We start from the raw sequence: 11,492 nt of genomic DNA, 5'->3' as shown, positions 1-11,492 counted from the left end.
TTTCAGCGACCCGGTGAGCCGACCATGCGCCGCTGCCCGGATTCAGCCGGCCGTGAAGGCCAGGTCGTCGACCAGCGTGGTGACGATCTCGACCACCGCGGCCGCGGTGCGCGTGAATCGGTAGCGATGCGAATGCGCCAGCACCAGGTTGGGCGTGCGCAGCGTGGACTCGAGCTCGCGCGAGTGGGTGTCCGGCGGGCAGAAGTTCAGGAGCGAGAAGCCGTGGCCATTGGCCACCAGGCCGAGCAGCATGGTCATCGAGTAGACGCGGTGCGCGATGCGCGGCGCCACGCCGTCGGCACTGAAGGCCGACAGCATGTAGTTGCGCGTGCGCGGCAGGTCCAGCAGGATCAGCGGCTCGGTCGCGAGCTCGCGGATGGTGAGCTTCGGCTTGCCCAGCAGCGGATGCCCCGCCGGCAGCACCGCCTGCAGCGGCGCGGGCCGCAGCACGATGCACTCGATGCCCGAGGGCACCTCGAAGTCGTACATCAGCGCGAGGTCGAAGGCGCCGGTCTGCAGGCCTTCGAGCAGGTACTCGTGATGGCCCTCGTGCCAGAACAGCCGCGCTTTCGGCAAGCGATCGGCGAACTGGCGCATCAGCGGCGGGATGACGAAAGGCGCGAAGGAGAACAGGCACGCCAGATGCACATGGCCCTGGATCTCGTGGTGGTCCATGAGCCGCCCCGAGCCGAGTTCCCAGGCCTGCTGCAGCAGGTTGCGGCACTCCACGGCAAAGGCGCTGCCGGCCTCGGTCAGCACCAGGCCGCGCGCATGGCGGCGCTGGAACAGCTGGACGTTGAGCGTGGCTTCCAGGTGCGCGATGGCCGCCGAGACTGCGGGCGCCGAGACATGCAGCGCATCGGCCGCCTTGTGCAGCGACTGGTGGCGCGCGACCGCGACGAAATAGGAGAGCTGGCGCAGCGAGAAGTCGGGCGCGCGGAGCTCGGCGCTGCCCTCGCCTGCCGTTCGATCGCCTTGGACTGGGGGCACGGCGCTTCCGGGACGGTGGGGAAAATTCATTCTAGCAATGGGGATCACGCGTGGCCCACATGAACAAGCCGACGATGAAAGCGTGGCTGGTGGACCAGCCCACCGGCATCGCCGCCCTCCAGCGCCTCGAGGTCCCGCGCCCCGTGCCCCAGGCGGGCGAGGTGCTGGTGCAGGTCACGGCGGCGGCGCTCAACTTCTCCGACCTGCTGATGCTCAAGGGCCAATACCAGGTGAAGCCGCCGCCGCCCTTCTCGCCCGGGCAGGAGATCGCCGGCCGCGTGATCGAGGCGCCGCCCGGCAGCACGCTGCACGTGGGCGAGCGCGTCGCTGCCAAGGTGGAATGGGGCGGCTTCGCCGACTGCGCCGCGGTGCGCGAGACGATGGCGATCCGCCTGCCCGAGAGCCTGGACGATGCCGCCGCCGCGACCTTGCCGGTGGTCTGGCCCACGGCCTGGATCGCGCTGCACGAGCGTGCGCGGCTGCAGGCGGGCGAGACGGTGCTGGTGCATGCCGCGGCCGGCGGCGTGGGCCTGGCCTGCCTGCAGCTGGTGCGCGCGGCGGGCGCGCGCACCATCGCGCTGGTCGGCCACCGGGCCAAGTTCGAGGCCTGCCGCGCCGCCGGCGCCGACGAGGTGGTCAGCATGGAAGACCCGTGGGCCGACATCGTGCGCGAACACGGCGGCGCCGACGTGGTGGTCGACACCGTGGGCGGCGACGCCACGCTGCAGAGCCTGCGCTGCATCGCGCGCAACGGCCGCCTGCTGCTGGTCGGCTTCTCGAGTGGGCAGATCCCGCAGATCCCGGCCAACCGCCTGCTGCTGAAGAACCTTTCGGCGCTCGGCGTCTACTGGTCGCACGACTGGAGCCTGGCGCAGGTGCAGCGCGCCGTCGATGCGTTGCTCGGCCTGCATGCGCGCGGCGCGATCCGCGTCGCACCGGGGAGGAGCTACACCTTCGCCGAGCTGCCGCTGGCGCTGCAGGACCTGGCGCAGCGCGGCACGGTCGGCAAGAGCGTGCTGCTGGCGGAGCCTTCCGGAGACCTGCGATGAACGACCGACTGACAACCGCCGGCCCCCGCCCGGTGCGCGCGCCGCGCGGCACGCAACTGAACACCGCCGACTGGCGCATCGAGGGCGCGCTGCGCATGCTCATGAACAACCTCGACGCCGAGGTGGCCGAGCGTCCGGACGAGCTGGTGGTCTATGGCGGCATCGGCAAGGCGGCACGCAACTGGGACGCCTACGATCGCATCGTCGCCAGCCTGCAGCGGCTGCGGCCCGACGAGACGCTGCTGGTGCAGTCGGGGAAGCCGGTCGGGGTGTTCCGCACGCACGCCGGCGCGCCGCGCGTGCTGATCGCCAATGCCAACCTGGTGCCGCACTGGTCCACGGCCAGCCACTTCAACCAGCTCGAGCGCCAGGGGCTCATGATGTACGGCCAGATGACGGCCGGCTCCTGGTTCTACATCGGCAGCCAGGGCACGGTGCAGGGCACCTACGAGACCTACTGCGAGGTGGCGCGCCAGCACTTCGGCGGCGAGCTGGCCGGCCGCTGGCTGCTGACCGCGGGCCTGGGCGGCATGGGCGGCGCCCAGCCGCTGGCCGGGCGCTTGGCGGGGGCCGCGGTGCTCATCGTGGAGGCGCGTCAGAGCCGCATCGACATGCGGCTGCGCACCGGCTACCTCGACCGCCAGGCCCGCGACCTGGACGACGCGCTGGCGCTGATCGCCGACGCGAAGGAACGCCGCATCGGCCTGTCGGTCGGGCTGCTGGGCAATGCCGCAGAGATGCTGCCGGCACTCGTGCGCCGTGCGCAGGCGGGCGGCATGCGGCCCGACGTGGTGACCGACCAGACCGCGGCGCACGACCTGCGCAACGGCTACATCCCCGCGGGCTGGAGCGAGCAGCAATGGAACGAAGCGCGTGCCGCAGACCCGGCCGCGGTGGAAGCGGCGGCACGCGGCTCGATCGTCGTGCACGTCGAGGCGATGCTGGCTTTCAAGGACATGGGCATCCCGGTCTTCGACTACGGCAACAACATCCGCCAGGTCGCCTTCGACGGCGGCGTGGCGCGCGCCTTCGAGTTCCCCTCATTCGTGGTGGCCTACGTGCGGCCGCTGTTCTGCAGCGGCAAGGGCCCCTTCCGCTGGGTCGCACTGTCGGGCGATCCGGAGGACATCTACAAGACCGACGCGCGGCTCGCGCAGCTCTTCCCCGACGACAAGCCCCTGCAGCGCTGGCTCGCGCTCGCGCGCGAGCACGTCCGCTTCCAGGGGCTGCCGGCGCGCATCTGCTGGCTGGGCCTGGGCGAGCGGCACCGCGCGGGCCTCGCCATCAACGACATGGTGGCCAGCGGCGAGCTGTCGGCACCGGTCGCCATCGGCCGCGATCACATGGACTCGGGCTCGGTCGCCAGCCCCAACCGCGAGACCGAGGGCATGCTCGACGGCTCCGACGCCGTGGCCGACTGGCCGATCCTCAACGCGCTGCTGAGCTCGGCCTGCGGCGCCTCGTGGGTCAGCGTGCACAACGGCGGCGGCGTGGGCATCGGCTTTTCCACCCATGCCGGCATTGCCGTGGTGGCCGACGGCTCGGACGACGCCGCACGCCGCATCGAGACGCTGCTGTGGAACGATCCGGCCACCGGCGTGATGCGCCATGCCGATGCGGGCTACCCCATCGCGATCGAGACCGCCGCACGCCATGGCCTTCAACTGCCTTCGCTCTGAATCCGAGGAGAAACATCCATGGGACTGCTGACCGGCCTGCGCGTGATCGACCTGTCGCGCGTGCTCTCGGGACCGTACTGCACCGCGCTCCTGGCCGACCTCGGCGCCGAGGTGATCAAGATCGAGGCGCCGGGCGGCGACGACGCCCGCCACTTCGGCCCCTTCCTCGAAGGCACGAGCGTCTACTTCTCGATGATCAACCGCAACAAGAAGAGCCTGGCGCTCAACCTGCGGGACGAACGCGCGCAGGCCATCGTGGCGGAGCTCGCGGCCACGGCCGACGTGGTGGTGGAGAACTTCCGCCCCGGCGTGGCGAAGCGGCTGCACGTGGACGCCGGCACGCTGCGCGCCCTTAACCCGCGGCTGGTCTACCTGAGCATCTCCGGCTTCGGCCAGCACGGTCCGGCCACCGGATTGCCGGCCTACGACCTGATCATCCAGGGCATGTCGGGCCTGATGTCGCTCACCGGCGATCCCGCGGGCCCGCCCACGGCGACGGGCGAATCGATCAGCGACCTGTGGACCGGCCTCTTCGGTTCCTGGGCCGTGCTGGCCGCGCTGCAGGCGCGCAGCCGCACCGGCACCGGCGAGACCATCGACCTTGCGATGTTCGACGCGATGATGTCGCTGCAGATGACGGGCCTGAGCCAGCTGCGCGCCGCCGGCCGCGCGCCCGGGCGGGTGGGCAACCGCCACCCGGTCACCGTGCCGGTGGACTGCTTCGCGGCGCGCGACGGCCACCTCACGCTGGTGGTGCCCACCGATGCCCTGTTCGCGCGGCTGTGCGAGGCGATGGGCCGGCCCGCGCTGGCCGCGGACCCGCGCTTTGCCGACGGCGCCGCGCGCCGCACGCACGAGGCCGAACTGCGCCCGCTGATCGCCGACTGGCTCTCGGGCCTGACGGTCGAGGAGGCGGTGGCGCGCTGCCGGGCCCACGACATCCCGGCCGGCCCGGTACACGACCTCGGACAGGCCATGGCCTCCGAGCAGGTGCGCGCACGCGGGGTCGAGGCACGGGTGCCGCACCCCGTGTTCGGCGAGATCGGCATCGTGCCGCAGCCGGCCCGCTTCGCCGGCGGCGGCAGGGCGCAGGTCGTGCGCGAACCGATGGTGGGCGAGCATGGCGAGGCGCTGCTGCGCGACATCCTCGGCCGCAGCGACGAGGACATCGCGGCGCTGCGCAGCGCGGGAGTCCTGGCATGAACGGCAGCGCCTACGCCGGGATGACCGCCGTCGCGCTGCGCCAGGGCCTGGCCCGCGGCGAGCTGAGCGCCGAGGCCGTGGCCCGCGCCGCCCTCGACCGCATCGCCGAGCGCGAGCCCTCGATCCACGCCTGGCAGCACCTCGATGCCGAAGGCGCGCTGGCCGCCGCGCGCGCCCTCGATGCGCGCGGCGTGCCCGGGCTGCTGGGCGGCGTGCCGCTGGGCGTCAAGGACATCATCGCCACGGCCGACCTGCCCACGCGCTACGGCTCGCCGATCTACGAAGGCTTCCGCCCTGCCGCCGACGCGCACTGCGTGACCGCCGCGCGTGCGGCCGGCGCGGTGGTGATGGGCAAGACCGTGACCACCGAGTTCGCCTACTTCCAGCCCGGGCCCACCGCCAATCCGCGCAACCCGGCGCACACGCCCGGCGGTTCCTCCAGCGGCTCGGCCGCCGCAGTGGCCGACGGCATGGTGCCGCTCGCCTTCGGCACGCAGACCGCGGGCTCGCTGATCCGGCCGGCCTCCTACTGCGGCGTGTTCGCGCTCAAGCCGGGCTTCGGGCTGGCGAGCCTCGAAGGCATCAAGCCCTTTTCGCCCTCGCTGGACACGCTGGGCTGGCTGGCGCGCAGCGCCGACGACCTGGAGCTGATGCGCTGCGCGATGGCCGGCGCCGCCTTCGAGTCCCTGCAGCCGCCGGCACCGGGCGCGCTGCGCCTGGGCGCCTGCCGCACCCATGAATGGCCCGCGGCCGATGCCGGCGGCGCGGCCGCCTTCGAGCAGGCGCTGCAGCTCGCCGCAGCGGCCGGCGTCGTGCTGCGCGATGCCGCGATGCCTGCCGCGACGGCCGGGCTGCTGGCGGCGCAGAAGACGGTGATGGCCTACGAGGCTGCGCGCCAGCTCGACATCGAATGGCGGCAGCATCCGGGGCAGCTCAGCGCAGCCCTGCATGCCCTGCTGCAGAGCGGGCGCGAGTGCGCCGAGGCCGACTACCGCCAGGCGCTCGCGCAGGCGGATGCAGGCCGGCGCACCGTGCGCGCCCTGATGGAGGGGCTCGACGCCCTGCTGGTGCCGGCCGCCCCGGGCGAGGCGCCGGCCGGCCTGGCCGCCACGGGCGACCCCGTCTTCAGCCGCGTCTGGACCCTGCTGGGCCTGCCCTGCGTCAACGTGCCCGGGCTGCGCGGGCCGCAGGGCCTTCCGATCGGCGTGCAGCTGGTCGGCCATCCGCGCCGCGAGCGCGAGCTGCTGGCGGTCGCCGCCAGCGTCCACCTCTTCCTGGCGAATGCACCTTGAGACTGCCCGTGACCCGGGCCGCCGGGCGCAGCCGGGCTCAGCGCGAGCGTCGCGGTGCGCAACTGCCTGTCGACGCAGTCCGAGCGGCATTGAGCTGCACCTCGATCTCGTCGAGCGCGCTCGCCAGCGTGGCGAGGAGGCGGTTCATGTTCGGGTTGTTCGCCGAGCGCCTGCGTACTGCGGCGTGCAGCGCGGAGAGGATGCGCTGGGACTCGTGCAGTTCCTCCCGGAGGGCTTCGGCGGCGGCCGCGGTGGAGAGTTCTCGATCTTCTTCTGACATGCCGGCCGGAGCATAGGCGGCATGCGGGTGCGGGGCCTCCTACCGTTTGAGGATGCTCGGGCAGCCGATTTCCGGCTGGCGATCGCTGCAGGCCGAATTGCAGTGCCAAGTGATAGGGATGGATCGGATCGCTGTACCTACCTGGCTCGGTGCGCAAGCTTGTTGATCACCACTGTGATCAGGGTGAATTCGCACGCGCCTATCAGATAGGTCAGCTGTTCCATGCACTGTGCGCGCTGCTCGATGAGCCCAACCCCGGCAGCGCGCAGAATCGGCCCCGATGCGCACCCTTCTCCGCACCTTCTCCTGGCAAGAACTCCGCCACCACCCGTGGCGCAGCGCCGCGGCCGTGCTGGCGGTGATGCTCGGGGTGGCGCTGGCCTTCTCGGTGCATCTGATCAATGCCTCGGCGCTGGACGAGTTCTCGAGCGCGGTGCGCTCGGTCAACGGCCAGCCCGACCTGGAGCTGCGCGCCGCGCAAGGCAGCTTCGACGAGTCGCTGTTCTCCAGCGTCGCACAGCTGCCGCAGGTGCAACTCGCCAGCCCCGTGCTGGAGACCCAGGCCGTGGCGGCCCTGCCCGGCGATGGCCGCCGGCTGCCGCTGCGCGTGCTCGGCGTCGATGCGCTGCTGCTGCCCTCGATCGCGCCCGCGCTGATGCCCAGGCCGGCCGCCGATGCCGACCGCTTCGCCCTGATGGCGCCGGACACCGTGTTCCTCAACGCGGCCGCGCGCAACGCGCTCGGCGAAGGCGCGACGCGGCTGCAGCTGCGCATGGGCACGGAAACGCGCGAGCTGCTCATCTCCGGCCAGGTGGCGGCCGGCGGCGCCGCGCTGGCAGTGATGGACATCGGCGCCGCGCAGGACCTGTTCGGCCGCGCCGGCCAGCTCACGCGCATCGACCTGCGGCTTGCGCCGGGCACCGATCGCGCAGCCTTCATGCGCACGCTGCGCGAATCGCCGGGCTGGCCTTCGAAGCTGCAGATCGCCGAGCCCGGCGACGCGGCCGAGCGCGTGAGCAATCTCTCGCGCGCCTACCGCGTCAACCTCACGGTGCTGGCGCTGGTGGCGCTGTTCACCGGCGCCTTCCTGGTGTTCTCGGTGCTGGCGCTCAGCGTGGCCAAGCGTGCCCAGCAGTTCGCGCTGCTGGGCGTGCTGGGCCTCACGCCGCGCGAGCGCCTGCAGCTGGTGCTGGCGGAGTCGCTGGCGCTAGGCCTGATCGGCAGCATCGCAGGGCTCGCGCTCGGCACCGCGCTCGCCGCCTTCGGCCTGCGGGTGCTGGGCGGCGACCTCGGCGGCGGCTACTTCGAGGGCGTGGCGCCGACCCTGCGCTGGCGTTGGGGGCCGGCGCTGCTCTACGGCGGCCTGGGGCTGCTGGCCGCGGCGGTGGGCGGCTGGTGGCCGGCGCGCGCGGCGCAGGCACTGCCCGAGGCGCAGACGCTCAAGGGCCTCGGCACTGCGCACGCCCGGGGCGGCGCGCACAAGCTGGCCCTGCTGCTGATCGCCGCCGGCATCGCGCTGGCCACCGCGCCCGCGGTCTTCGGCATTCCGATCGCGGCCTATCTCTCGGTGGGCTTCCTGCTGGTGGGCGGCATCGCCGCCCTGCCCTGGCTGATCGCGCTGCTCTACGACCGGCTGGCACCCCTGTTCGCGCGGCGCGTGCTGCCCATGCTGGCGATCGAGCGGGCACGGCGCATGCGCGCGACCGCGGCGGTGGCCGTCAGCGGCGTGGTGGCGAGCCTGAGCCTGGCGGTCGCGCTCACCGTGATGGTGGCGAGCTTTCGCGAGTCGGTGACGCAGTGGCTCGACGTGGTGCTGCCGGCCGATCTGTACGTGCGCAGCGCGAGCGGCGGCGGTGGCGGCTCGGTCGGCGGCGAGCAGGCGGCCTTCACGCCGGCCCTGGTGCAGGCGCTGTCGGCGCTGCCGGGCGTGGCACGCACCGGCACGCTGCGCACGCGCGCGCTGCTGCTCGATCCGGCGCGGCCCTCGGTGACGCTGATCTCGCGCAGCCTCGACGACGATGCCGCGCGCTCGCTGCCCCTGCTCGGCGCGGCGCTGCCGGTGCCGGCGGAGGCGGTCGGCGTCTACGTGAGCGAAGCCATGGTCGAGCTCTACGGCGCCAAGCCCGGCGCGCCCTTCGAGCCGCTGGAGCGCGCCTTCGGCGGCGGCACCCGCTTCTTCGTGGCCGGCGTGTGGCGCGACTACGTGCGGCAGTTCGGTGCCATCACGATGCACGCGCCCGACTTCGAGCGCCTCACCGGCGACCGCAGCGTGAGCGACGTCGCGCTGTGGCTGGCCCCGGGCGCGAACGAGGCACAGGTGCAGCAGGCGGTGCGCGCACTGGCCACGCGCGAGCTCGGCACGGCCGATGCGGTCGAGATCGCCTCCGTCGGCCAGCTGCGCGCGACCTCGCTGCGCATCTTCGACCGCAGCTTCGCCGTCACCTACTGGCTGCAGGCGGTGGCCATCGGCATCGGGCTGTTCGGCATCGCGGCCAGCTTCAGCGCGCAGGTGCTGGCGCGCCGCAAGGAGTTCGGGCTGCTCGCGCACCTGGGCTTCACGCGCGCGCAGGTGCTGGCAGTGGTGGCCGGCGAAGGCGCGGCCTGGACCGCCATCGGCGCCGCGGCCGGCCTGGGCCTGGGCCTTGCGGTCGCGGTGGTGCTGGTGCACGTGGTCAACCCGCAGAGCTTTCACTGGACCATGGACCTGCTCGTGCCCTGGGCACGCCTGGCCGCGCTGTGCGTCGCGGTGGTGGCGGCCGGCACCGTCACCGCCTGGCTGGCCGGCCGCGCGGCGGCCTCGCGCGACGCGGTGCTGGCGGTCAAGGAAGACTGGTGACAATGCGGCCATGACAGCATCCACTCCCGCCTGCGCCGGATGGCTCGCCGGCGCCATCCGCCGCATCGAGGCCGACTACCAGCGCAGCGCCGACACGCACCTGATTCCGCTGCCGCTGCCGGGCTTCGGGGCGCACGGCATCGAGCTCTACCTCAAGGACGAATCGACGCATCCGACCGGCAGCCTCAAGCACCGGCTGGCGCGCTCGCTCTTCCTCTACGCGCTGTGCAACGGCTGGGTCCGCGAGGGCACGACCATCGTCGAGGCCTCGAGCGGCTCGACCGCGGTGAGCGAGGCCTACTTCGCGCGCCTGCTGGGCCTGCCCTTCATCGCGGTGATGCCGCGAAGCACCTCGCCCGAGAAGATCGCCCAGATCGACTTCTACGGCGGCCGCTGCCACTTCGTCGAGCACGCGGCACAGGTCTACGACGAGGCCCGCGCGCTGGCGCAACGCGAAGGCGGCCACTACATGGATCAGTTCACCTACGCCGAGCGCGCCACCGACTGGCGCGGCAACAACAACATCGCCGAGAGCATGTTCCAGCAGATGGCGCACGAGCGGCACCCCGTGCCGGCCTGGATCGTGGTGGGCGCGGGCACCGGCGGCACCAGCGCGACCATCGGGCGCTATGTGCGCTACCGCTGCCACGACACGCAGATCTGCGTGGCCGACCCCGAAGGATCGGTGTTCGGGGCCTACCACCGAAGCGGCGACGCGACGCTGACGGCACCGGGCTCGCGCATCGAGGGCATCGGCCGCCCGCGGGTGGAGCCCAGCTTCATTCCCTCGCTGGTGGACCGCATGATCGAGGTGCCCAACGTCGATTCGGTCGCCGCGATGCGCGTGCTTTCGCGCCTGCTGGGCCGCAAGGTCGGGCCCTCCACGGGCACCAACTTCATCGGCATGCTGGCCGTGGCTCGCGAGATGCGCGCGGCCGGGCGGCCGGGCTCCATCCTGTCGCTGCTGTGCGATGCCGGCGAACGCTACCTGCCGAGCTACCACGACGCCGCCTGGGTGGCGCAGAACTTCGGCGACTGCGGCGCGGCCGAGCAGCGCGTGCAGTCGGCGCTCGCGGGCTGATGCACATGGGCGCGCACGGACTGTGGTCGCGGCGCGCCCTGCTCGCCATGACGGCGCTGGCGATGCCGCCCGCGTGGTCGCTGCCGCTGCGCACCTTGCAGTTTCCGCGCGACTTCGGCAGCCACCCGGAGCTGCGCACCGAGTGGTGGTACATCACGGGACACGCCCGCTCCGGCACGCGCGAGTTCGGCTTCCAGCTCACCTTCTTCCGCGCGCGCGTCGATGCCACGCAGCACATGCGCTCGGCCTTCGCGGCACGCCAGCTGATCTTTGCGCACGCGGCCATCACCGACCTCGAGGGGCGCAAGCTCTGGCACGACCAGCGCATCGCGCGTGCGGGCTTCGGCGTCGCGTCGGCTTCCGAGGAAGACACCGACGTCCGGCTGCGCAACTGGACGCTCAAGCGCCATGCCGACGGCTACGCGGCCCGGCTGCCGGCCGAGGGCTTCGCGCTGGACCTGCGCTTTGCGCCGACCCAGCCCGTGCTGCTGCAAGGCAAGGAGGGCCTGTCGCGCAAGGGCCCGGAAGCCGAACAAGCCAGCTACTACTACAGCGAACCACAGCTGGCGACGCAGGGCCGCTTGAGCCTCCAGGGCCGCGGCTTCGAGGTGCAGGGGCGTGCATGGCTGGACCACGAATGGAGCGAGGCCTACCTGCACCCCGATGCGTCCGGCTGGGACTGGATCGGCATGAACCTCGACGACGGCGCTGCGCTGATGGCCTTCCGCATCCGCCGGCGCGATGGCTCGGCCCTCTGGTTCGGCGGCGCGCTGCGCAGCGCGGACGGACGGCAGCGCGTGTTCGGCGCCGATGAAGTCCGCTTCGAAGGCGCCAGGCCCTGGACCAGCCCGCGCACCCGCGCCGTCTATCCGCTGCGCTGGCGCATCGCCACGCCCTCGGGCGACTTCACCGTGCAGGCGCTGCTCGACGACCAAGAGCTCGACAGCCGCGGCTCGACCGGCGGCGTCTACTGGGAGGGCCTGAGCGAGCTGCTGGACGACAGCGGCCGGCGCATCGGGCGCGGCTATCTGGAAATGACGGGGTACGCGCAGCCGTTGCGGATGTAGCGAGGGCCAGAAAAT

The 11,492-nt window shown here is 72.6% G+C and carries 9 protein-coding genes; 7 read left to right on the top strand and 2 right to left on the bottom strand.

Annotated elements, in window-relative coordinates; translation table 11 throughout:
• Positions 1–42 precede the first annotated feature (42 nt).
• Positions 43–990, bottom strand: coding sequence for a LysR family transcriptional regulator (locus tag AC3A6Y_RS10370; RefSeq protein ID WP_487868137.1), 948 nt, complete (start codon positions 988–990; stop codon positions 43–45).
• Positions 991–1,049: 59 nt separating this feature from the next.
• Here AC3A6Y_RS10370 and AC3A6Y_RS10365 point away from each other — a divergent pair, with 59 nt between their 5' ends.
• The 4 genes from AC3A6Y_RS10365 to AC3A6Y_RS10350 are packed head-to-tail and all read left to right on the top strand — an operon-like array spanning position 1,050 to position 6,213.
• On the top strand, positions 1,050–2,039 hold the full coding sequence (locus tag AC3A6Y_RS10365) for an NADPH:quinone oxidoreductase family protein (protein WP_487868136.1): 990 nt from the start codon (positions 1,050–1,052) through the stop codon (positions 2,037–2,039).
• Positions 2,036–3,718 (top strand): urocanate hydratase, encoded by a 1,683-nt coding sequence (gene hutU / locus AC3A6Y_RS10360; protein WP_487868135.1) that lies wholly within the window; start codon positions 2,036–2,038, stop codon positions 3,716–3,718. Before AC3A6Y_RS10365 ends, hutU begins: the two co-directional genes overlap by 4 nt.
• 18 nt (positions 3,719–3,736) lie before the next feature.
• Complete coding sequence (locus tag AC3A6Y_RS10355; RefSeq protein WP_487868134.1) at positions 3,737–4,921, top strand: CaiB/BaiF CoA transferase family protein; 1,185 nt, start codon at positions 3,737–3,739, stop codon at positions 4,919–4,921.
• A complete protein-coding gene (locus AC3A6Y_RS10350; RefSeq protein ID WP_487868133.1) occupies positions 4,918–6,213 on the top strand; it encodes an amidase in 1,296 nt (431 codons plus the stop codon). Before AC3A6Y_RS10355 ends, AC3A6Y_RS10350 begins: the two co-directional genes overlap by 4 nt.
• A 37-nt stretch (positions 6,214–6,250) precedes the next feature.
• Here AC3A6Y_RS10350 and AC3A6Y_RS10345 read toward each other — a convergent pair whose 3' ends face one another.
• A complete protein-coding gene (locus AC3A6Y_RS10345) occupies positions 6,251–6,493 on the bottom strand; it encodes a hypothetical protein (RefSeq protein WP_487868132.1) in 243 nt (80 codons plus the stop codon).
• 280 nt (positions 6,494–6,773) lie between these two features.
• Between AC3A6Y_RS10345 and AC3A6Y_RS10340 the strand changes: the two genes are divergently transcribed.
• Genes AC3A6Y_RS10340 through AC3A6Y_RS10330 form a run of 3 tightly spaced genes read left to right on the top strand, consistent with a single transcriptional unit; the run spans position 6,774 to position 11,477 of the window.
• On the top strand, positions 6,774–9,329 hold the full coding sequence (locus AC3A6Y_RS10340) for an ABC transporter permease (protein WP_487868131.1): 2,556 nt from the start codon (positions 6,774–6,776) through the stop codon (positions 9,327–9,329).
• A gap of 10 nt (positions 9,330–9,339) precedes the next feature.
• On the top strand, positions 9,340–10,410 hold the full coding sequence (locus AC3A6Y_RS10335) for a PLP-dependent cysteine synthase family protein (protein WP_487868130.1): 1,071 nt from the start codon (positions 9,340–9,342) through the stop codon (positions 10,408–10,410).
• A 5-nt stretch (positions 10,411–10,415) separates the two neighbouring features.
• On the top strand, positions 10,416–11,477 hold the full coding sequence (locus AC3A6Y_RS10330) for a lipocalin-like domain-containing protein (protein ID WP_487868129.1): 1,062 nt from the start codon (positions 10,416–10,418) through the stop codon (positions 11,475–11,477).
• The last annotated feature ends 15 nt before the right edge of the window (positions 11,478–11,492 follow it).

This window comes from Variovorax sp. Soil_C_17 (assembly GCF_057657265.1).
Note: the sequence above shows the minus strand (reverse complement) of the source record. Positions and strands in the feature narration are given on the sequence as shown.